The 21,625-nt window shown below is 63.6% G+C and carries 21 protein-coding genes and 3 pseudogenes; 12 read left to right on the top strand and 12 right to left on the bottom strand.

Features of this window, described 5'->3' with window-relative positions; translation table 11 throughout:
- Nucleotides 1–52: 52 nt before the first annotated feature.
- The 6 genes and pseudogenes from A7G45_RS16680 to A7G45_RS16655 form a co-directional block, all read right to left on the bottom strand.
- Nucleotides 53–1,135: a CaiB/BaiF CoA transferase family protein gene (locus A7G45_RS16680; protein WP_260938651.1), complete on the bottom strand. Its 1,083-nt coding sequence runs from the start codon at nt 1,133–1,135 to the stop codon at nt 53–55.
- Between the two features lies 1 nt (nt 1,136).
- Nucleotides 1,137–1,271: pseudogene (locus tag A7G45_RS16675) on the bottom strand (acyl-CoA dehydrogenase family protein); the annotation flags it as partial.
- A gap of 120 nt (nt 1,272–1,391) precedes the next feature.
- On the bottom strand, nt 1,392–2,231 hold the full coding sequence (locus tag A7G45_RS16670) for an SDR family oxidoreductase (RefSeq protein WP_260938650.1): 840 nt from the start codon (nt 2,229–2,231) through the stop codon (nt 1,392–1,394).
- 143 nt (nt 2,232–2,374) lie between these two features.
- Nucleotides 2,375–3,922, bottom strand: coding sequence for a long-chain-fatty-acid--CoA ligase (locus A7G45_RS16665; RefSeq protein ID WP_260938649.1), 1,548 nt, complete (start codon nt 3,920–3,922; stop codon nt 2,375–2,377).
- 20 nt (nt 3,923–3,942) lie between these two features.
- Nucleotides 3,943–4,098: pseudogene (locus tag A7G45_RS16660) on the bottom strand (acyl-CoA dehydrogenase family protein); the annotation flags it as partial.
- A 2-nt stretch (nt 4,099–4,100) separates the two neighbouring features.
- Nucleotides 4,101–4,361: pseudogene (locus A7G45_RS16655) on the bottom strand (lipid-transfer protein); the annotation flags it as partial.
- A 249-nt stretch (nt 4,362–4,610) separates the two neighbouring features.
- Here A7G45_RS16655 and A7G45_RS16650 point away from each other — a divergent pair.
- From A7G45_RS16650 to A7G45_RS16620, 7 genes are all read left to right on the top strand, one after another.
- Entirely contained in the window at nt 4,611–5,663 is a 1,053-nt protein-coding gene (locus A7G45_RS16650) for an alpha/beta hydrolase (protein WP_260938648.1), read from the top strand.
- 154 nt (nt 5,664–5,817) lie between these two features.
- Complete coding sequence (locus tag A7G45_RS16645) at nt 5,818–6,279, top strand: MarR family winged helix-turn-helix transcriptional regulator (protein WP_260938647.1); 462 nt, start codon at nt 5,818–5,820, stop codon at nt 6,277–6,279.
- On the top strand, nt 6,276–7,265 hold the full coding sequence (locus A7G45_RS16640) for a zinc-binding alcohol dehydrogenase family protein (protein WP_260938646.1): 990 nt from the start codon (nt 6,276–6,278) through the stop codon (nt 7,263–7,265). Before A7G45_RS16645 ends, A7G45_RS16640 begins: the two co-directional genes overlap by 4 nt.
- Before the next feature lie 102 nt (nt 7,266–7,367).
- Nucleotides 7,368–7,577 carry a hypothetical protein gene (locus A7G45_RS16635; protein WP_043397938.1) on the top strand — a complete coding sequence of 70 codons (210 nt, stop codon included), beginning with the start codon at nt 7,368–7,370 and terminating at the stop codon, nt 7,575–7,577.
- A 219-nt stretch (nt 7,578–7,796) separates the two neighbouring features.
- Entirely contained in the window at nt 7,797–8,870 is a 1,074-nt protein-coding gene (locus A7G45_RS16630) for a phosphotriesterase family protein (protein WP_260938645.1), read from the top strand.
- Between the two features lie 262 nt (nt 8,871–9,132).
- On the top strand, nt 9,133–10,059 hold the full coding sequence (locus A7G45_RS16625; protein ID WP_260938644.1) for a tyrosine-protein phosphatase: 927 nt from the start codon (nt 9,133–9,135) through the stop codon (nt 10,057–10,059).
- Nucleotides 10,060–10,182: 123 nt separating this feature from the next.
- A complete protein-coding gene (locus A7G45_RS16620) occupies nt 10,183–11,340 on the top strand; it encodes a serine hydrolase domain-containing protein (RefSeq protein ID WP_260938642.1) in 1,158 nt (385 codons plus the stop codon).
- Nucleotides 11,341–11,515: 175 nt separating this feature from the next.
- Here the strand turns inward: A7G45_RS16620 and A7G45_RS16615 are convergent, their stop codons facing one another.
- Entirely contained in the window at nt 11,516–11,674 is a 159-nt protein-coding gene (locus A7G45_RS16615) for a hypothetical protein (RefSeq protein ID WP_260938640.1), read from the bottom strand.
- 182 nt (nt 11,675–11,856) lie between these two features.
- Here A7G45_RS16615 and A7G45_RS16610 point away from each other — a divergent pair, with 182 nt between their 5' ends.
- Complete coding sequence (locus A7G45_RS16610; protein WP_260938639.1) at nt 11,857–12,666, top strand: LLM class F420-dependent oxidoreductase; 810 nt, start codon at nt 11,857–11,859, stop codon at nt 12,664–12,666.
- A 20-nt stretch (nt 12,667–12,686) separates the two neighbouring features.
- On the opposite strand, the gene A7G45_RS16605 is transcribed toward A7G45_RS16610, so the two are convergent.
- Nucleotides 12,687–13,193 (bottom strand): FBP domain-containing protein, encoded by a 507-nt coding sequence (locus A7G45_RS16605; RefSeq protein ID WP_308204117.1) that lies wholly within the window; start codon nt 13,191–13,193, stop codon nt 12,687–12,689.
- Between the two features lie 203 nt (nt 13,194–13,396).
- Nucleotides 13,397–14,914, bottom strand: a complete 1,518-nt coding sequence (locus A7G45_RS16600) for an FAD-dependent monooxygenase (protein ID WP_260938637.1) — start codon at nt 14,912–14,914, stop codon at nt 13,397–13,399.
- A 27-nt stretch (nt 14,915–14,941) separates the two neighbouring features.
- On the opposite strand from A7G45_RS16600, the gene A7G45_RS16595 reads away from it, so the two are divergent.
- The 3 genes from A7G45_RS16595 to A7G45_RS16585 are packed head-to-tail and all read left to right on the top strand — an operon-like array spanning nt 14,942 to nt 17,461.
- A complete protein-coding gene (locus A7G45_RS16595; protein ID WP_260938636.1) occupies nt 14,942–15,865 on the top strand; it encodes a LysR family transcriptional regulator in 924 nt (307 codons plus the stop codon).
- Between the two features lie 55 nt (nt 15,866–15,920).
- Nucleotides 15,921–16,949, top strand: coding sequence for a DUF1254 domain-containing protein (locus tag A7G45_RS16590; protein ID WP_260938635.1), 1,029 nt, complete (start codon nt 15,921–15,923; stop codon nt 16,947–16,949).
- On the top strand, nt 16,934–17,461 hold the full coding sequence (locus A7G45_RS16585; RefSeq protein WP_260938634.1) for a DUF1214 domain-containing protein: 528 nt from the start codon (nt 16,934–16,936) through the stop codon (nt 17,459–17,461). Before A7G45_RS16590 ends, A7G45_RS16585 begins: the two co-directional genes overlap by 16 nt.
- 105 nt (nt 17,462–17,566) lie before the next feature.
- On the opposite strand, the gene A7G45_RS16580 is transcribed toward A7G45_RS16585, so the two are convergent.
- Both A7G45_RS16580 and A7G45_RS16575 read right to left on the bottom strand, forming a co-directional pair.
- Complete coding sequence (locus A7G45_RS16580; protein WP_043397922.1) at nt 17,567–18,322, bottom strand: amino acid ABC transporter ATP-binding protein; 756 nt, start codon at nt 18,320–18,322, stop codon at nt 17,567–17,569.
- Entirely contained in the window at nt 18,319–19,767 is a 1,449-nt protein-coding gene (locus tag A7G45_RS16575; protein ID WP_260939743.1) for an ABC transporter permease subunit, read from the bottom strand. The genes A7G45_RS16580 and A7G45_RS16575 overlap by 4 nt, the downstream gene beginning before the upstream one ends.
- 156 nt (nt 19,768–19,923) lie before the next feature.
- On the opposite strand from A7G45_RS16575, the gene A7G45_RS16570 reads away from it, so the two are divergent.
- Entirely contained in the window at nt 19,924–21,060 is a 1,137-nt protein-coding gene (locus A7G45_RS16570) for a choice-of-anchor I domain-containing protein (protein ID WP_260938633.1), read from the top strand.
- A gap of 15 nt (nt 21,061–21,075) precedes the next feature.
- On the opposite strand, the gene A7G45_RS16565 is transcribed toward A7G45_RS16570, so the two are convergent.
- A complete protein-coding gene (locus A7G45_RS16565) occupies nt 21,076–21,588 on the bottom strand; it encodes an MBOE_33420 family protein (RefSeq protein WP_260939742.1) in 513 nt (170 codons plus the stop codon).
- Nucleotides 21,589–21,625 lie beyond the last annotated feature (37 nt).

The raw sequence follows: 21,625 nt of genomic DNA, 5'->3' as shown, positions 1-21,625 counted from the left end.
CGCATAGGAATCGGGTGGTCACTTCGTCGTAGCGCCGCCCGGGTTCCGGTGCTCATGCAGTCCAGCGCGCGAGTAGCGATTCCGCCGACTCGTCTTTGGCGTTGAGTGGTAGGGGCGTCGCGGCCGGGGTGCGGCTGAACCGCGGTGCTGGTGCCGGCTGCCGGAGACCGCCGACCTCGATGAACGCGTCCCGTGCGACGTTGTGGGCGTGCTCGTGCGCCTCCCACGGGGAGAGCACTGGACTCACGCATGCGTCGATATCAGCGAATACCTCCGCCCATTCATCACGAGTGCGCTCCCTGAACTTTGCTGTCAGCACTGATCGCCACTTTGGCCATGTGCGAGGATCGATCTGCAAATCGAGTCCGCTGTCGTCGATGTCGAGGACCGCCACGAGTTGCGAAAAGAACTCGGGCTCCACCGCACCGACCGCGACGAACTTGCCGTCCGCAGTCTCGTAGGTGTCGTAGTAGGCGGCGCCGCCGTCTGTCATGTTCGTGCCGCGTTTGTCGTTCCACATTCCTGTTGCGTGCAGACCATGGAAGAAGGTCATCAGCAGGTTCGACCCGTCGACCATCGCAGCGTCGATCACCTGACCTAGTCCTGATCGGTCACGCTCATACAGGGCTCCCATGACGCCCATCGCGAGAAGCATTCCGCCGCCAGCGAAGTCGCCGAGGATGTTCGCGGCCGGGACGGGACGTTCACCTTCGCGTCCGACGAACTCCAGCGCGCCCGTCAGCGCGATGTAGTTGATGTCGTGGCCGACTCGCGCCGCCAGCGGACCATGCTGACCCCACCCGGTGAGCCGCCCGTAGATCAGCCTCGGATTCAGCCCTGACAATTCGTCTGGACCGATACCGAGTCGCTCCGCGACACCCGGCCGGAAGCCCTCGATGAACACATCTGCGTTCGACGCAAGTTCGCGGACAAGCGAAACACCCTCTGGGTCTTTGAGATTCACACCGATGCTGTTCTTGCCGCGATCCAGCGGGCCCGGCGGCGCCACATACCCTCCGCCGGTGCGGTCGATGCGGACGACGTCCGCGCCGAGATCGGCGAAGACCATCCCCGCGAACGGAACCGGCGCCAGACCCGCCATCTCGATGACGCGAACTCCGTCGAGCGGTCCCATGTCAGCCCCGCTCTTCGGAGCTACCGAGCAGACCATTCGCAACATGGGTCACCTGGACCTCGTTGCTGCCTGCATAGATCATCAGCGACTCGGCGTCACGCGCGAGCTGATCGGCGCGGTACTCACCGCAGCCACCGAGCGGGTGCCGACCCTCACGGCGCATCGGCGATCTCTTCACCGGCTGTGTTTCACGGTGCGAAATCGACATGCAACTCACTCGCTCTGGCTTCATGTGTCTAATCCTGTTGCGCATGGTTCAGGATTCGATCCCGCGGGCGCGGTCTTCGTAGGCCTTGCGTGCTGCGCTGTCGATGTCGTCAAGGAACACGTGTTCCATGCCGAGCTTGCGGGTAATGAATTCGCCCGCCGATTTCGGCATGAATTTCATTGATGCGACGAGAATGCCCGCGGCTCTGGTCACCGCCACCCGCCGTGCGGGCTTCGCGATGAGCCCGACGATCGCGTTGGCGATGTCCTCGGGCTCGGCGTTTTTGAGAATCTTCGCCCCCGATGTGCCGGCGATGAGTTCAGTGTTGGTGAAGGTGGGGAGCACTGACGAGAAGTGGACGCCGGTATCGCGGTATTCGATGCGCGCCGAGTCGGTGAATCCGAGCACGGCATACTTGCTGGCGCAGTACGTTGCCAGTCCAGGTGTCGGGGTCTCGCCGGCCAGAGATGCGATGTTGATGATGTGGCCGCGACCGCGGGGAGCCATTCGCTGCGCGGCGAGCTTACTTCCCAGGACCACGCCATAGACGTTGATGTCGAGGATGCGACGGGTCACCGCGTCCGGCTCGTCAATCACCTTGCCGGCCGGCATGATTCCCGCGTTGTTGATCAGCACGTCGAGGGGGCCGAGCTGACGTTCGACGTCATCGAGGAAGCTTGAGAACGACTCGGGGTCGGTGACGTCGAGCTTGCTGTAGACGTCCAAACCCAACGCGGTGCCGGCCTCCTTGACTTTCGCTTCGTCGACGTCGCCGATCGCGACCTTGGCGCCGAGGTTGTGCAGCGCAGTCGCGGTGGCGAAACCGATTCCTCGTGCGCCGCCGGTGATCACGATGACCTTGTTGCGGATGGATGTTTGTTCTGTCATCTTCTTCCTCCGTTGAGTAATCCAAGACGATGTTTGCCGCGCGCTGCCGCTGATCGGATGACGGCGAGCCTGCATCGGCCCGGCGACCATGTCATTCCTCTCCGCTGGAGACGTGCCTGGTGGTGGCGTGTTCTGCGCGCAGGTCAGGACACTTGACTTGTCGAGTCACCCCAATATTGTTTGCGGAGTTCGCGTTTGAGGATCTTGCCGGCACCTGACATGGGCAAGGTGTCGACGAAGTGCACACTGCGTGGGCTCTTATAGCCGGCAATCAGCGCCTTGCAATGCGTACGCAGCTGTTCCTCGGTCGCCTGCTGTCCGGGGAGCAGCACCACCACGGCGTGCACCCGCTCGCCCCATTCGTGGTCTGGCACACCGATTACCGCCGCCGCCGCCACCGACGGATGACTCTCGAGCGCATTCTCCACCTCGGCGGAGTACACGTTCTCACCGCCGGTGATGATCATGTCCTTGATCCTGTCGACGATGAATATGTAGCCGTTCTCGTCCATTCGGCCGCCGTCGCCCGTGTGCATCCACCCGTCACGCATCGCTGCGGCCGTGTCGTCTGGCCGGTTCCAGTAGCCGAGCATCATGTTGTCGCCGCATGCGACGATCTCGCCGACCTCGCCGCGCGGTACCTCGTTGCCCGCGGGATCAACGATGCGGACCTCGACATGGGGCGCCGCACGACCTGCCGCTCGGCACAGCGCCGGGTCGTTATGGTCCTCCGCTGTCAGGATCGCCACAACCGGCGCCATTTCGGTCATCCCGTAACCCTGCGTGAAGCCGGTTGTTGGGAACACTTTGCGCGCCCGCTCGAGTAGTGCCTCCGAGATCGGCGATGCGCCGTAGGTCAAGTGCACCAGGCTGGACATGTCGCTGGTTGCGGCGGTCGGATCATCGACGAGCATCTGGATCATGGTCGGCACCAGCAGTGCGTCGGTGACCGCGTGCTCCGTAATTGCCCTCGCCACATCGGCTGGCGTGAACATCGGCACGATCACATGGGTCGAGCCGACGAGACTTCCACAGGTCCATGCCCCGATGGCCGCGAGGTGAAACATCGGCGCCGCGTGCAGGAGGTTCCCGCCGGGCGACACCATTTGGCCTGAGGCGAGGCCGCCGAGGGCTGAGGTGAGCACATTGTTGTGCGACAGCATCACACCTTTGGGATGACCCGTGGTACCGCCGGTGTAGAACACGCCGAGCAGCTCGTCGCCGCCGGTGCGGGTGTCTTCGACCGGCGCATGCTCTGCGATCAACGCCTCATAGCTCACCGCGCCCGCGGGAAGTTCGCCATCGCCGCAATGGATTACCGTCTCCAGCTCCGAAAACTGTTCGCGCAGTGCTGGAATCACCGCCGCGAAAGCGTCGTCGACGAACAACACCCGCGTGTCCGAATCAACCAACGAGTAAGCGATCTCAACGGGGCTCCACCGAATGTTCACCGGATTGACTGCGGCGCCAATCCAGGGCACCGCGTAGAGGTACTCCACGTAGCGGTCGGAGTTCAGCGCGAGGATGCCGACCCGATCGCCGTGTTGCACACCCAGCGCGGCCAGCGCACCGGCCAGGCGGGAGATGCGATCGACTGACTCGGCCACCCTACGGATCCGATCCCGGTAGATCGTCGCGGGCCGGTTCGAATTCTGCTGCAAGTTTCGGTGCAGTGATTGGGTTATATACATATCGACTCCTTGCAGCGGCGCTACAGCGAGCGCGCGATCAGTTCCTTCATGACCTCGTTCGCGCCGGCGTAGATTTTCTGCGCCCGCGAGTCGACGAACATCCGCGCGATCGGATATTCCAGCACGTAGCCGTAGCCGTAGCCGCCGACGAGTTGCACACAATGGTCGATTACAGCCACCCCGTCGAACAGTTGTCGTTGACGTTGACGTTGAGGATCGGAATACCGGTCTGCCCCAACCCGTACAGCGCTGCCTGACCCGAGGTCGAATCGCCATAGACGTATCCCGCGCAACCCTGCTGCACCTGCGAGTACTCGATACCTGCGTCGTCGAGAGCTTTGCGCGCGGCCGCTTCGGCCATCACGCCATACGACTCGGTATTCGTCGGTGTGGTGAAGGGAATCATCCCGACCCCGGCCACCCCGACAGATGTACTCATCTTGACTCCGATCAAAACTAGGCGATATTCACTTAGTCAACCACGGCGATCGAGATCACACAAGGACCATGGGACACGACCAGCTAGATTGCTCCCACGCGACTGATCACCCATTTGGTCATGCCGCAGGAGCGAGACGTCATGGAACTATCCACTGCACACATAACTCTTGAGCGCAGACAGACTCCGGCGGTAGTGTCCGGTCCGCGGCGCGTCGTGAACGCTGCTACCCAACAGAAGGGGTCGACGATGACCTTGCCTCCAGATGCTGTATCGATCAGACGACCGAGCCGCACGGCCAGGGTGATCCATGCCGTCGCAGGCGCACTGACCCAGCCAGCGGTGCGGTTTGTTACCTCGACCCGTGGTCGGCCCGTGGGCGAGCGACTCGCCGCCGCTGGCCGGACAGTGCGCAAACTCTCACGCCTACAACGAGTTCGCCCCATCGGTGGCATACAGTTCGCTCGCTACAGCCATGACGACGTCCCCATCGAGATGATCCGGACAGCGCAGTCCCGTGCATCGCTCAGCGACGGAGTCATCTTCTATCTACACGGGGGTGGATTCTTCTGCGGCAATCTTGACTCCCACCTGCACGTAGTTGTGGCGCTCGCCCGGCGCACTCAGGTGCCCGTTGTGCACGTGGACTACCGCCAACACCCCGACACCCGGATCGATGGATCTATCCAGGACTGCCTGAGCGCCTACCGCTGGCTCCTCGAGCAAGGCGCAGACCCAGAAAAAGTGGTGTTTGCCGGTGACTCGGCTGGTGGATTTCTCGCCTTTGCGACAGTGCTTGCCGCCCAACAAGATGGATTACCCACGCCCGCTGGCGTCGTCGGGATTTCTCCGCTCCTAGAACTGGACAACACAGCCAGGAACACCCACGAGAACGTCACCCGCGACCCCCTGCGGGCCGGACCGGCACTAACCGTGGTGCTGGAATGTACGCGCCCCGACTCAACGATGTTCGATCCCTCACCAGTTAGCGGCTCTCTCGAGGCATTTCCGCCGGCTTTGATCATCGTTGCCGAGTCCGAAATACTCCGGTGCGACGCCGAGCGCATGTACGAAACCCTCACCCGGGCCGGACGATCCTGCACAGTGAGGGCATGGACACACCAACTCCACGCCTTCCCGGCACTACTGCCATTCCTGCCTGAAAGCAAAGAAGCGTTCGATTGCATCGTGCAGTTCATTCGCACCCGCCTTTCCGCATCTACGAGCGCAGACAGATCGCGTCAAGACGCCCCTGGCTGTAGAACTACCGCACACTCCTGCGTATCTCATTCTATGGAATAGATATCTGATCCGAGCCGCAGCAGCTGCATCCGACCAGGCACCGCTCATATGAGGATGATTTACGCTGCGAGCGGCCGCGACCTGTTCAGTAGGGTACAAGTGCCCGCATCAAATAAGCATGACATGGAATGGATATCTCGCGTACAGTGACGGTGTGGCGGATGACGGGCCGGCGGAGGTGTTCGATCGACTGGTGCGGGTGCAGATCTTGCTCTGGAACGGGGTCGATGACCGGCTGCGCGAAGAGCACGACCTGCCGCTGACGTGGTTCGAGTTGATGCGCGTCGTCGCTCGCCTCGACCAGGCCCGCGTTCGCGACATCGCCGAGGCGTTGATCATCACCGAGGGCGGTGCAAGCAAGCTGGTCGACCGCATCCAAGCCGCCGGTTACATACGCCGGCAACAACATCCGGCGGACGGCCGTTCCTCACAGGTCGTGCTGACGCCCGCGGGGCGAGAAATCCTGCGGGCGGCCGCAGCGACCCTCGACGACGAACTCAGCGACCGCATCGGAGCGGTCCTCACGAGCGACGTCCTGGCGCGATTCAACGCCACCCTCGAACTGCTCCGCGTATCTAACCTGAGTAGCGACAAAACCGGGAATGAGTATCAATGACCGACCTACCTGACACGATGCGCGCGGTCGTCCTGGATGCCCCAGGGCCACCCGAGACACTGCATCTGCGCGAGCTGCCGATCCCGACACCCGAACCCGGCCAGGTCCTGATCCGAGTAAAAGCCTTCGGGCTCAACCGATCCGAACTCCACACCCGACTCGGCCTGGCCGACGGCGTCACCTTTCCCCGTGTGCTGGGCATCGAGGCCGTCGGGGTGGTCGCCGCCTGTCCTGGCCGCGAGGTGGCTGTCGGTCAGCAGGTCGCCGCCATGATGGGCGGAATGGGCCGTACCTATGACGGTGGCTACGCCGAATACACCTGTGTGCCCGTGTCGCAGGTCATCCCGTTCACCAGCACTCTGGACTGGGCGACGCTCGGCGCCATCCCGGAGATGCTGCAGACCTCGAACGGCTCGCTCACTGTTGGCCTCGACGCTCAACCGGGGCAATCGATTCTGATACGCGGCGGCACTTCCTCGGTCGGCATGACCACCGCCATCCTCGCCAAAGGCCGCGGCATGACGGTGCTGGCCACCACCCGAAACCCTGACAAGACCGGGGCGTTGGAACAGATCGGCGTCGACCACATCCTCATCGACACCGGCGAGATCGCAACACAGGTGCGCGAGATCATCGACGGCGGCGTCGATACTGCTCTCGAACTCGTCGGCACCCCGACGCTGCCGGACACGCTGCGCGCCACCCGAATCCACGGCGTTGTCTGCTTCACGGGCATGCTGTCCAACCAGTGGATAGTCGACCAGTTCTACCCCATCGACTACCTGCCGCGCGGCGTCCGGCTGACTGCCTACGGCGGTGACGCCAACGACCTGTCCCCCAGAGTTCTGCAAGATTTCCTGGACGCCGTCGCCGCCGGTAAGGCGATCGTCCCCGTCCACCGCATCTTCGGCCTCGACCAGATCGCCGAAGCTCACGCATACATGGAGTCCGGCAAGGCAACCGGCAAGCTCGTCGTTACGACCTGACACCGGACCGAACAAGGAATAACCCCGCCCGCGATGGACTTGCCTGACCGATCCGAACTGACTGACGGAGTGATGCTTCCGTTCGCGCCGTAGGCTCACGGCGTGCACAACGTGACCTTGGCCAACGCCGCGTCGACGGCCACGCTGACGGTGGGGCTGGCGGTTTATGCAGCATTGATTTTGGCCGGCATTGCCGTGGCGATCTACGACGCTCGTCGGCACCGGCGGCGCCGGGCGATCGCCGCCGCGGTGATGGTCGGGGTGCTGACCCTGGGCGGGCTGGTTATCGCGATCGCCAGCAGTGTCGCGTGAACCGTCGTAATGCGGCGAGGGTGACCACGGACGGTTGGCGTCGTCGAACGCGCCGGATTCACCAACGTCACTGAGTTCTTCTCGGCGTTCACTTTCCGCGGCTGGGTCGGCTACGCCTGACCGGACGTGATCGTGCGGTTCGGGTCCACGGGTTACGCCGCGCAGTGGTGGGAGTGCCTGGCCCGCGGCGTGGTCACACCCATTCGATACGGTCACGACGTGACAGACATCCAGACCGTTCGAGGAGCTATTGCACCATCAACGCTGGGGCGGGTGCTCTTCCATGAGCACCTACTCATGGTTCTCACCGGCCCATGGCACAGCGGTGGTTTGGTCGAACGCGCTGAATTCGAACGCCAGCAAGTCCAGGCGGCTGTCTCCGCACTGAGTGGCCTGCGCGAGTTGGGATTTCGCACTGTGGTTGACCTGAGCCCCTATGGAGACGCCGGCCGCGATGCCCACGGCCACAACGTGCGCCTGCTCAAAGACATCGCAGAGCAATCAGGGATCAACGTCGTCACCGGAACGGCGACTTATCGACAAGAATTCAGCCCCCAATGGGTGCTTGATGCGAATATCGACGAGCTGACCGACCGCTTCATCACCGATGTAGACACGGGTATCGCCGACACCGGTATCCGTGCTGGCATCATCGGCGAACAACCCACCAGTGAGAACCTGGTGACAGATCACGACGACAAGGGGCTACGAGCAGCTGCACGAGCCGCAGCATTCACCGGACTCGCGTTGGCTACCCATACCACCCATGGAACCATGGCCCTCGAACAGATCGACATCATCACCAGCGAAGGTGTCGAACCGTCGCGCGTCGTCATCGGACACATGGACAACCACACCGAGCTCGACTATCTGCGCCGCGTTCTTGACACAGGGGTGTCGATCGGTTTCGACTCCATTGGAAAGCAGTTCTGGGATGCGCGCACGCCCTACCGCATTCCCGCGACCAACGGAGAAACCCTCAAGCGCAGTCTCTTTCGTTCAGATGAAACTCGCGCAGACTGGCTGGCCACCCTCGTCCGTGAGGGATACCGCGATCAAGTCGTGCTATCCCACGACCTCGTCGCAGCCCAAGTCGCCCTCAACCCCGAAACCCACGGACGACACGGCTACACCTACATCGGGGCTGTGTTCACCGAACTTCTGCAACGGCGCGACGTGACGCCGGACGACCTCGACGTGTTGCTGCACGCCAACCCCGCTCGGCTACTGCAACCCACAGGCCGGCCCTGGCACGCCCGCACAGGGGCGCACGGAGTGACCGAAGCCTGGTAGCGCTCATCCACACCGCGACACGGGTTCACACATCAGTAAACGGCATCGCGTTGCGGCCCAGCTGATTTCGGACACCCTCTCGGAGACTGGCGTGCTCCTGTGATGTATCAAGTGCGATTCGCAAAGCCGACATGGCCAGCCTGGACATCCCCTATCGGGGTTCAGCGGTCTGGGATTGACCCGCTCTGTCTCTCCATGCCGGTGGGGTTAGATGGTGACGACAGGGGGCTGTGTACACACCCTGCGATATTGGCTTTGTTGTGTGCCGTTATACGTGGAGGACTGGAAGATGGCGGAATTCGGCCGGGCTCGATCGATGTCGATTGCAGCGCTGGCAGCTGCGGCACTCTTGATGGGACCGATTGCGGCGCCGACCATCGGCACTCGGGGCGCGGTAGCGTTGGCAGAACCGGTGGACGGGTTTTCGACCACTTCGGATACCCCGCGGTTGGCAAGTGTCGACAACTTCCGGGACCTCGCCGGTCCGGGTGACGGGTACCCGCTCGCATCAGGCGGGCACCTGCGCAAGGGCGTGCTCTACCGTTCCAGCGTGGTGCGGCCGGACGCTGCCGACATGGCCACGTTGGCCACCCTCAATCTGACCCACGATTACGACCTGCGCACCAGCGCCGAAATCGCCGAGGGTCCGGATATCGTGCCGCCCGGCACTACCTACGTGCACATCAACATCATCGGCGACCAGGACCCGATCCCGACAATGGCCGACCTGTCCGCGCCCCGTGCCCGCCAGTTGCTGATCCACCAGAACAAGGTCTTCGTTGATGATGCCGGCGAGCGTGAGCGATTCGGTGAGTTGTTCCGTTCCATCGCAACCAATCCCGGCCCGCAGGTGTACCACTGCACATCCGGCAAGGACCGCACCGGCTGGGCCAGTGCCGTCCTGCAGACTCTGGTAGGCGTGTCGCCTGCCGACGTGATGAGCGACTACCTGCTCACCAATGAGTACTCAAAGAAGTCCATCGATGCCGGAGCAGCTGCCGCCACTGAGGCGTACGGACCAGAAGCCGGAGCCGGAACTCGGGTGATACTCGGTGTGTTCCCCGAGGCGTTGCAGTCCGGTCTGGACGAGGTGCGCACACGGTACGGCTCGATGGAGCGTTACCTGACCGACGGCGTGGGGCTGAGCCCCGCCACGATCGCAGCGCTGAAGACGACGCTGACCGCCTGACCCGCGCGGGGTGTCCCGCCACGGCGATCGGTGGCGGCGCACAACCGGTTTGGACCGCTCGAGCTCAAACGGGTGTGCGGGATCTGCACTCGACCGATACTAGAACGTGTTCTAATTCGGTGCATGTCCGGTTCAGTGGCGGGGCACACTGACCCCGCGTTTACGGAAGTGAAAGCCGTCTTTGAAGCAGGGTTGGCCAACGGCGATGACCTCGGTGCTGCGGTGGCGGTATTCGTCGACGGTCGTGCGGTGGTGGATCTGTGGGGAGGCATCGCCGACAGGCGGACCGGACGTCCATGGACGCGCGATACCGCTTGTCCGACGTTTTCCTGTACCAAGGGGGTCACGGCGACTGCGGCCCTCATGGTGGCACAGCAATGCGGCCACGGCGCTGACGAACCGGTGGGCGCTTGGTGGCCGGAATTCGCACAACACGACAAGCACGAGACCACACTGAGCGACTTGATGTCCCACCGGGCCGGATTGCCCGTGTTGGAGCGCCCGGTTTCGGCGGCCCAAACGACGGATCCCGCTGCGATGGCCGACCTGTTGGCGCGCCAATCCCCTCTCTGGCGGCCGGGAACCGAACATGGTTATCACGCTTTGACTTTCGGGTGGCTGGTCGGTGAATTCGTGCGCCGCCACACCGGTATGACCGTCGGCGAGTTCACCCGGCGACACCTCGGTGACCGGCTACTCATCGGCGCTTCCGGTGCGGCGGCACGCGAGGCCGCACGGATCAGTTCGCCACCGCCCGACCAGCGTGTCTGGAAGGCCGAGAACGCGCCGCCGATACCGGACGACGCAGTCGCCGAGATGACGGCCGCGTTCGCCGATCCAGAATCGCTGTTCATCCGGGCATCGTCGAATCCTGTTGCGTCCTATAACGATCCAGAAGTTTTGGCGGCCGGTTGGCCTGCCGCTGGCCTGGTCACCACCGCTCGCGATCTGGCCAAATTCTATGGCGATCTGATCAGCGGAACCCTGATCGCCCCGGGTCCTCTGCGGGAAGCGATCATCGAACGCGTACGCGGCCGCGACCGGGTGCTGCGCTTGGAAAGTGCATTCGGGCTCGGCTACATGCTGCCGTCGCAGAACTTCGTGGTGCCCGAACCTGCGCAATGCACTGCATTCGGTCACCCGGGGGCCGGTGGCTCGGTGGGACTGGCAGACCTCGACCACAAGGTCGCTTTCGCCTTCGTGCCCAATCTGCGCCGCGACTGGCTGGCCGGTGATCGCCGTGCCTATCGGCTCATCGCCGCGGTCTACGACGCGCTGTGACACCGCGATGCAAACTGATACGCGCGGCCGCCACGCTGCTGCGGCTCATGCACCGCTACCCATGGGTGACAAGGAATGGCTACTCCGGCGGGCCACCTACGGTCGTCATCAGAGCGGGCCGTCGCCAACTCCCGTTGAACAACCGGCCATCGACTGACAGTAGCGACCGCCCGGCTCAAGAGTCTCGTTGGTCGTCTTCGTCGTTGCGACGGCGCGCGGCCTCGATCACCTCGGGTGGGGCCGGCTTCTGCAACCAGGCTCGGATCCGCAACAACCCGCTGGCGATAGTCCCGACGGCCAGCACCGTAGCGACGATCCAGAACACGGTGGACATGGAGCAATTATCCGCCTACGGCCAGCTGTTTGGACCGGTTACCAATTGCGACGTGCTCGGGGAATCACGGCCGTTCATCGGTTTGACGAGGGCTCGACCGACGCCGACGTGCCGATCCGGAATAAACCCCCGCCCGGTGAACTTGCCTCAAGAGTCATCCTTTCCCTGACTCAGGAGCATCCATGACTCGTCCCGTCCGCGTCGCTGTGCAGATCCAGCCCGGCGGCGCGCCTGACTACGCCACGTGGCGCGACGCCGTCGTGGCCGCCGATGACCTCGGCGTCGACGTGATCTTCGGCTACGACCACTTCCACCGCCCGGCGATGCAGGCCATCGTCGACGGCAAGCCCGTCCTCGAAGAGGAGCAGCCCGACGTCGCCAACTTCGAAGGTTGGACCGCACTCGCGTCATGGGGTGAGATCACCTCACACGCCGAGATCGGCCTCCTCGTCACCGGCGTCGGCTACCGCAACGCGGACCTGCTCGCCGACATGGCACGTACCGTCGACCACATCAGCGGCGGCCGGCTCATCCTCGGCCTCGGTGCCGGGTGGTACGAAAAGGACTACACCACTTACGGTTACGACTTCGGCACCTTCGGCTCCCGCTTCGATCTGTTCGATGAGAGCCTGATCCGTATCGAGAATCGGCTTGCCGCATTGATTCCGCCGCCCATCCGGAAGATACCGATCCTCATCGGCGGCACGGGGCCCAAGCGCTCGCTGCCTGCCGTTGCCAAGCATGCCGACATCTGGCACGCATTCCAGGACCTCGATGCGTTCCGCAGGTCCAGCGACCGGGTCGACGAATTGGCGGCGACGTTCGGCCGCAACGGCGCCGACATCGAACGCTCGACGCTCTGGGCGAATGCCGAAACCGCTGACACTTTCCGCGAGGTAGGCGTCACGCTGTTCCAGACCGAACTCACCTCCGACAACGGCTACGACCTGGCGTCTCTCAAGGAGGTTGTCGCCTGGCGGGACAACGGGTGACGACGATCCTCCGCCTGGCTTCAGGCCTCGGTTGAGAGCACCTCATCGACGAATCCGTGGACCTTGCGCCGCAGCTCGCCAACCCGCTGTTCGCGAAGGCCGGAGAGATCGGTCCCCCGGTGATATGCGGGCGGCAGCTGCCGGACGTTTCGGGAGCATTCGAAGTTCTCGCAGATCAGGGCTCCGATGGTGTCCCCCTTACGGCCTGCGGCACCGCCCCGGCGGACGGTGTACAGAACGGCCTCATCGGTGAGGTTTACATCGTTGCACCACGCGCACATGGCCCGGGCGCGTGGTTTCACCGCGGCCCGGCTCAGAAGTAGCGCGACTGGCCCCCCGGGTCGGTCGATGAGCACGTAGGCACGGCGCGGGATTTTCGGATCGGTCCAGCCGTAGAAGTCGAGCTTGTTGAAGTCGACGGCGTCGAAGTTCGCGGCGAAGGTGACCTTCTTGACCTCGCTGCGGGTGGCACCTCGAAAGGCGCCGAGGATCTGGTCGCGGGTGTAGGGGTCCATCGGTGAATCCATCCTGAGAAACGGTGCGCACGACGTGCGCACCGGCGAGTGAGGGCATGACTGTGCAGCCGACCTGAATGGGTCGGCGGCGGGGCGCGGTCATCTGATGTCGGCGCGAGCGCCGACGACCTCCTCGACTCGGATGTTCACACCGGTGACGATAGCGGCACGACACCGAAGCGCGCGACTGCATTTCGGCATACCCCGGGTAAGTATCACCGAAACCCGCTCTGCGACAACATCTCTCGCATATTCCACTGCGATAGGACCCGGACTACGTCACCGGGATTTGGCTCGTCATCGCAGGCCCACGCCACCACACCGTCGGGCCTGACGAGGACGGCCCCCAATCCGAGCCGGTCCTTGGCGTCCGCTCCCAGGTACCGCACCCGTTCTCGACATCGATCGCAGATCGACCGGAGGCCGGCATTGCTCTGGAAGTCGACGAGGACGCCTACCCCGTCCCGCAGCAGCGCACCGAGCCGGGTGCCGTCAGCAAGTTCGAAATCCGGTGCACTGCAACCGATCAACGGGTGCCCGTCGCCGAGGTCATGGCGGATGGACATCCCCGACGCATGCTCGGCGAAGTAGGTCGCGCCGTCGCGAGTTGCCATCAGGTCACGGACGACGGCCCGCATCGCACCCGCGTTGGGGTTCGGCTCCAGCAGCGCGACCTGTGCCCGCGACCACTCCAGGACCGCGGCGCCGACGGGATGGCGCTCCCGGTGATACCCGTCGAGCAACTCATGTGGCGCCGTGCCTTTCACGACGGCACCCAGCCGCCAGCCGAGGTTCATCGCGTCGCCGATCCCGAGGTTCAGACCCTGTCCGCCCAGCGGCGAATGAACATGGGCGGCATCGCCGGCCAGCAGCACCCGGCCCTGCCGGTAGGCCGTCGCCTGGCGGGCGCGGTCGGTCCACGTTGTCGCGGTGTGCAGCGCCGTCACGGTGATGTCGATGCCGGTAACGCGCCGTAGCACCGATTGCAATGCCTCGACGGTGATGGGTTCCGTGCGATGTGCGGCACCGCCGTCGAAATCCGCCACGGCGACGGTGCCGGGCTCGGAATGCACGTACATTCCACCTGCTGTGTAGTGCCGGCCCAGCGGCAATGATTGACCATCGGCCAGGTCGACCTGCACCGAGTACCCGGTGAATCGCGGCTTGGTGCCGTCAAACTCGAAACCGGCCGACTTGCGGACCGCACTGCGACCGCCGTCGCATCCGACGAGCCAACGTGAATGAAATGACTGCGGCTCGGCATCGACGCACACCTGGTCGTCCGCTTGCCGGACGGCGACAACCGTTGTCCCGCGCCGGATTTCAACACCCAGGAGGAGCGCACGCTCAGTGAGCACGGTCTCGAGATGCGCCATCGTGGTCGCGAGGGGCGCGTCGGCGGGACTGGCCAGCCGATACGGCCAGGCTGCCGCGTCGACCAGATCGGCCTGCCAGGTAATCCCCGCGAAGTGTCCGGCGCGCGGACCCGGCCGGCTTCCGGCTTGGACGTCGGCCAGCAGCCCGCGGCGGTACAGCGCTTCGGCTGTCGCCACCGACAGCCCGCGCAAGCCGAACGGCTCGCGCTTCAGGGGTGAGCCCGGATCGCCCGCGCTTTCTAGGACGAGCACGGACGCGCCGGTCAGTCGCAATTCGCAGGCGAGAAACAATCCCACTGGTCCTGCGCCCACGACGACAACGTCGTACATCATGACGGCAACGTATCGCTCACCCATCGATCGATCCAATGGTATGTATGCATCATGTCGATGCACGAGATCGATCTAACTCGGCTGGACCTCAACTTGCTCGTGGTCTTCGACGCGCTGATGCAGGAGCGGCACGTCGGGCGAGCCGCAGTGCGGCTGTCCTTGTCGCAGTCGGCGACCAGTCACGCACTGGGTCGCCTCCGTGCCATGTTCGACGATCCCCTGTTCGTACGCCACCCCCGCGGGATCGAACCGACAGTACGTGGTCGTGCTCTGGCACAACCTATTTCGGATGCCCTGACGCAGCTTCGTCAGATCGTCAGCCCGCAGCCGCCCTTCGATCCGGCGACGCTTCGCCGCACCTTCACCGTGGCCGCACACGACTATGCCTTGGCCGTGCTGGCGCCGGCACTCGTGGCCGACGTCCGCGCACAGGCTCCCAGGGTCGATCTGCGTTTCATCAGCGTCGCGCCGCCGGCGATCGTCGACGGCCTGGACCGCGGCGAGATCGACTTCGCACTGGGCGGTTTCATCGATGTCACGGCCGAACGAGTAGCCCGGACGCTGTTGTTCACGGATCGGTTCGTGGGTGTCGCCCGCCGCGACCACCCCTGCGTATCCGCACGACGAATGTCGCTCGATGACTTCACCGCGCTGCCGCATGTGATGATGTCGGTCGATCGCCAGCTCCGCAGCGACGTGGACCGTGAGCTGGGTGCACTGGGCCTTACTCGTCGTATTGCGGTGACGGTGCCCAACTTTCATGCACTCCCCTACGCGGTGGAGGACTCCGACGTCATCGGCGTGCTCCCCGAACGGCTGGCCCTGCGCATCACCGAGCATCGCGCGGTCGACCTGTTCGAGCTGCCGATTGACGTCGACGCCGTCACGTGCAGCATGCTGGCGCTCAAGCCACTGATCGAACAACCCGAAATCACCTGGCTCACAGCCCTGCTGACGCGGGTAGCCGCAACCTAGGCGCCACCCAGTGCCTGCGCGGCTTGACAGTTGCGACCCGTGACAGGATCGCACCATGGGCGAGTTTCTGATGGGTGATGCGGCAGACGATCGAAAGCACAGGCGTCGACGATCCGTTCGGCTCACCGCGGTGTGTTTGGGAGCTGCCCTGGCCGCCGCGGCGCTGGTGGGCTGTGGCACAAGTCCGTCGGGTCATGATGGCAGTGCGACGACGGGCACCGCAGCGACCGGCCATCCGAACGACCCATCTGCCGGCGGAAACGCCGATGCCCAGGCTGAAGAACACTGGGCGTATTCGGTGGGCATCCAGAATTATGTGTTCGGGCTGCCCTTGTCGATCTTCGAGCGGGAGCGCAGTCTGCGCCTCGAGCCACCGGCCGGCGACAAGGCCAAGCGATTTGCCCCGCTCAATCAGATCACCCACATGAAGAATCTGGCCACCGCCGATGACGTCATGCCGTACACGCCCAACAATGACACTGTCTACAGCGGCATCTTTCTTGAACTCAAAGACGAGCCGATGATCTTGACTGCCCCCGATATTCCCGACCGGTATTGGTCGGTGGAAGTCGCCGACGCCTACACCAACAACCTCTTCTACATCGGCAGCCGTGCCACAGCGGGCAAGGGTGGCAATCATGTCCTTGTCGGACCGAATTGGCAGGGCTCGCTGCCGCCGGGTGTGATCGAGCATCGTGTTCCCACCAACAGCGTCATGATCGCCATCCGGATCGCGGTGATCCCGGGCGATGCTGCAGATCTGGCGAAAGTCAATGCGCTGCAAGATAAATTCAGTGTCACGTCACTGGGCAACTGGGCCGATCCCGCCCGTCACGGTCAAAGCACGGTGCCGAGCCTGAGTCCGCGCCCGCACTATGAAGGTGATCTGGCGTTCTTCCAGACGCTGGCAGACTTGCTCACCGAGAATCCCCACCCCCGGGCAACGAGGCGGCTATCGAGCTACTTCGCCGAGGCGGGATCACAGTGGGCAAACCGATGGATGTCAACGCACTCAGTGAACCGCAGCGGCGCGGTTTGGCGCGCGCCGCCGTTGATGGACCAAAGATCATGGACTGGAAAGTGAAGTACCGCGGGACGTCGTATCCGACGCACTGGAACAACTTGGTCCCCGGGACCTACGGCGTGAACTACTTCGACCGGGCCGCCGGAGCCGATCAAGGATTGTTCGTCCACGACCGTGAGGAAGCCGAATACTTCAGTACGTACGACGACGGCGACGGCAAAGCGCTCGACGGCACCAGCCGGTACCTGCTGCACTTCGATGCCGACCAAAACCCACCCACACTGCCCAACGGCTTTTGGTCGATCACCATGTACGGGACCGACTTCCAGCTCGTCAAGAACCCCATCAACCGCTTCTCCGTCGGCGATCGGACACCCGGACTAGTGCGCAACCCCGACGGCTCCCTGGATATCTACATCCAGAACCAGTCGCCGCAAGGCCACGAAAGCAACTGGCTGCCCTCACCGCCCAGCGGAGCGTTCCGGCTGAACTATCGCATCTACCTGCCCACTGACGAAGCGAAAAATCCCTCGACTCTGGGCAAGTACCTGCCCCCGATCAAGCGGGTTTAGCGGCGGCCAATCGAACGGGCGAGCCCGACACCATCGGTTGTGGGCCAAAGGGTTTTGAATCCCACAGACCTGTTGGCCTGCGGCACAAGACCCTGACTACCAGCGCTACAGCGGGTTGAGGATGCGGTCCAGGAACTGTCGCGTGCGCTCTTCCTTCGGGTCGCCGATCACCTCGTCCGGTGTGCCCCGCTCCAGGATGATGCCCTGGTCGGTGAACAGCACCTGATTGGAAACCTGTCTGGCGAACTGGATTTCGTGGGTGACGATCACCAACGTCCAGCCTTCGACCGCGAGATCCTTGATCACGGAGAGCACTTCGCCGACGAGTTCGGGATCCAGCGCCGATGTCGGCTCGTCGAACAGCACCAACTTCGGCTTCAAGGCCAGCGCGCGAGCGATGCCGACGCGCTGCTGTTGCCCGCCGGATAGTTGATACGGGTACTGGTCCTTCTTGGCGGCGAGCCCAACCTGATCGAGTAGCGCGAGGGCTTCGGCCTCTGCCTCATCTTTCGGCCGCTTCTGCACGATGACCGGTCCCTCGGTGACGTTCTGCAGGACCGTCTTGTGCGGAAACAGATTGTGGCCCTGAAAGACGAAGCCGCTCCGCGACTGGAACCTGCGCACCTCGGGTTTGGGTGTCGGCGTGGAGAAGTCGATCTCGATATCGTCCACCCGGATCACCCCGGCGTCGGCCCGGTCGAGCGCGTTCAGCGTGCGCAGCAGCGTCGTCTTGCCGGACCCGGACGGTCCGATGATGGCCGTCGCCGTCCCCTGCTCGACGGTGAACGAAACGCCCTTGAGCACTTTGTTGTCGCCGAAGGCCTTGTGGACGCCCTCGGCCACCACACGGTTTTCTGTCATCGCGCCACGTACCTTTCCAGTCGGCGTTCAATGCGACCCTGACCGAACGAGAGCGCCAGGCAGATGACCCAGTAATACACAGCGGCGGTGCCGTACAACGCGAAGAACTCGAACGTCGGCGCCGCGATGATCTGGGCTTGCCGCAGCAGTTCGGTGACCAAGATTGTCGAGGCGAGTGACGTGTCTTTCACCAGCGAGATCAACGTGTTCGACAGCGGCGGCACTGCCACCCTGGCTGCCTGCGGCAGGATGATGCGCCGAAGCGCACCAACGTAATTGAAGCCGATCGTCTCGGCTGCCTCCCACTGACCTTTGGGGATGCTCTGGATGGCCGACCGGATGATCTCCGCCGCATAGCCACCGACGTTGAGCGAGAACGCGATGATGGCCGCGGGGAACGGATCGATCTTCACCCCCAGTTCCGGCAGCGCGTAGAACACGATGAACAACTGCACCAGCAGCGGGGTGCCACGGATGACCGAGATGTAGAAACGCGCCATATTGGTGAGAACCACATTCGACGACAGCCGTGCCAGCGCCACCGCGAGCGCCAGCACCAGGCCGATCACGAAGCTGATGACCGTCAACGGAATCGTCTTGGTGATCGCCGCCTTCGCCAACGGTGCGAGGCTGTCCCCGATCAGCTTCCATGTCGACCGTGGCGCATGCTGCGCGCCGCCGGCGTCCGGTCCACCGGATGCGTTGGCCTTCAAGTACTTCTGCGAGATTTTGGCCAGCGTGCCGTCGGCGCGAAGCTCATCGAGGGCCTTGTTGAGGTCGGGCAACAGCCCGCTGTTCTTGCGGGCGGCAAAGCCCTGCTCGCTCTTCTCGCCGGTGTTGGCGGCAATCTTGACCGACTTGTCGCCAGTCTCGGCGAGGTAGGCGTACACCGGGATGCTGTCGTTGATCACCACATCGACGCGACCCTGGTTAAGCAGCTTGATGGCCTGGGTGAAGCCTTCGACAACCTCCACCTTCGCGCCGTGGTCGCGCGCGACCTGCGCCCAGTTGCTGGTCGCTGTTTCGCCCGCGACCTTGCCCTTGATGTCGTCGAGCGACTTGACCGCGTTGTCGTCGGCCCGAGTCACGATGACGCCCTCGCCGACCGAATACGGCTCGGACAGGTCGTACCTGGCCTTGCGCTCGGCATTGATCGTCACTTCGTTGGCGACGACGTCGAATCGGTTGGCCTCGAGCGCAGCGAAGATCGAATCCCATGGCGTCTCGACGAATTCGACTCTCACACCGACCTTGGCGGCGACCGCCTTGGCGACGTCGACGTCATATCCGACCAGTTCGCCCGTCGCAGGATCGTGGTAGCTGAACGGCGAGTAAACGCCTTCGGTGCCGACGCGCAGCACGCCCGCCGCCTTGACCGGATTCTCGCCGTTGTTGTTACCCGACGACCCGCACGCCGCCAGGACCAGGGCGACGAGCAGCAACATCGGCAGGATGGCTCCTCGTATGTACCGCACTGGCGGAAGTTAGCAAGTCCCTGGGCGGTCACCAAGGGTTCTGCTCAATCCGGCTGATACGCCGTCACCCTGTTGTAGCTTGGCTGCGCTGGGTCAGGTCAATTTGATGCGACCGGAGGGCACACCATGGCGCTCGAAGTTCTCAAAACCATCCATGTCGGCGGTTCCCCGAGTCGGCTGGCAGTCACTCCCGATGGCGGCCGCGTCTACGTCCTCAACGGTGGCGGCGACACCATCTCGGTGATTAACACCTCGACCAACACGGTCATCGCCACCATCCCCGTCGGCGACCTCCCCGACTCGGTGGCGATCTCCCCCGACGGCGCGCGTGTCTACGTCACGATCGAGAACGCAGGAACGGTCTCGGTGATCAGCACCGCCACCAACACGATCACCGCGGACATTCCCGTCGGCGACTTCGCGGGCGGAATCGCGTTGACTCCCGACGGCACCCGTGCGTACGTTGCCGCGGCCAATAGCCCAGCCACGTCCGGAAACGTGGTGGTACTCGACACGGCCACCAACACAGTCAGCGCGACCATCCCCGTCGACGGACATCCCAACGCAGTCGCGGTCAGTCCGAACGGCACACGCGCCTACGTCACGAACTGGAATCTCGACGGCACCGTCTGGGTGATCAACACCGCCACCAATACCGTGATCAAGACCGTCCAAGTCGGCGATTTGCCCAGCGGTGTTGCGATAAGCCCCAACGGCTCTCGCGTCTACGTCACCAATGCCGCGCCCAACGGCACGGTCTCGGTGATCAACGGGACGACGAACACCGTCACCACGACTATCTCGGTCGGCAACTCGCCGATCGGTGTTGCCGTCAGCGCCAACGGCGTTCACGTCTACATCACCAACCGTGGCTTCCCCGGGCCCGGCTCATTGCAGGTGATCAACGCCGCTTCCAACGACGTCACCACGACAATTGAAGTCGGCGAAGACGCGTGGGATGTGGCGGTGACTCCTGACGAAAGCCGCATCTATGTGGCCAACCTCGGCGATGACTCCGTGTCTGTGATTGGCGAGAGCGTTCACCACATGCCCCATGTACCCGATCTGGTCGGTGAGATACTGGGCGGCGTCGCCGGCGACGGCGGCGGATGGCTGATCATCGGTAACCACTTCTACAAGATTCCGCCACGCCCGCTTGCCGTGGTACGGATCGCGCGAGCTATAGCGCCATTCCTCGGTCGCCCGATCGAGAACCGTGAATTGGCAAAACAGATGCGTGCCACCCTGAATCGGAGCAAGTAGCTTGGCGCTGCCGCGCTATTGCGGCGGGTCGATGGGCGTGAGCGCAATCGGGACCCAATGGGTTCCTGGTCCCTCACCAGGACATCCCGCTCCCTCAGTGATGAGGGTCCGCTCGCCGTAAAAGCTGCCGTCAGGATTCGGGATCAGGTAGTCCGAACGGACGGACTTCACCGCGCTCGCTAGATTGTTGCGATCGCAGAAGTACGGATACTCGCCCTTTGTTTCCCAGCGGTCGCCTGTCCATCGGTACTCGAAAACGATTGGTGCGCCCGGATTGCGTTCGTGGTCGGGCTTGTTGTCCCACCGCGGAACGCATCCATTCACGTCGCATTCAGTGGTGAATTGGACGGGGAACGTTATCGACTTCATCGGTGTCGGCATGCCGTTGAACGTCTGTTTCGCGAAATCGATGCTGACGTTGTAGTACCCGTACAGCGGCGGTGGCTCGGCCCTGTCGGCTTGCGCGACCGGTGGAACACTCAGCACGGCGCACACGACCGCAATCCCGATTGAGAGGCGTTTCGTCATCAAGGAAGTACTCCCCCTCTTGATCGCGGCGAGCGGA

It is taken from the genome of Mycolicibacterium llatzerense (assembly GCF_025331195.1).
Classification (GTDB): domain Bacteria; phylum Actinomycetota; class Actinomycetes; order Mycobacteriales; family Mycobacteriaceae; genus Mycobacterium; species Mycobacterium llatzerense.
This window is presented reverse-complemented; position numbering and strand designations above follow the sequence as displayed.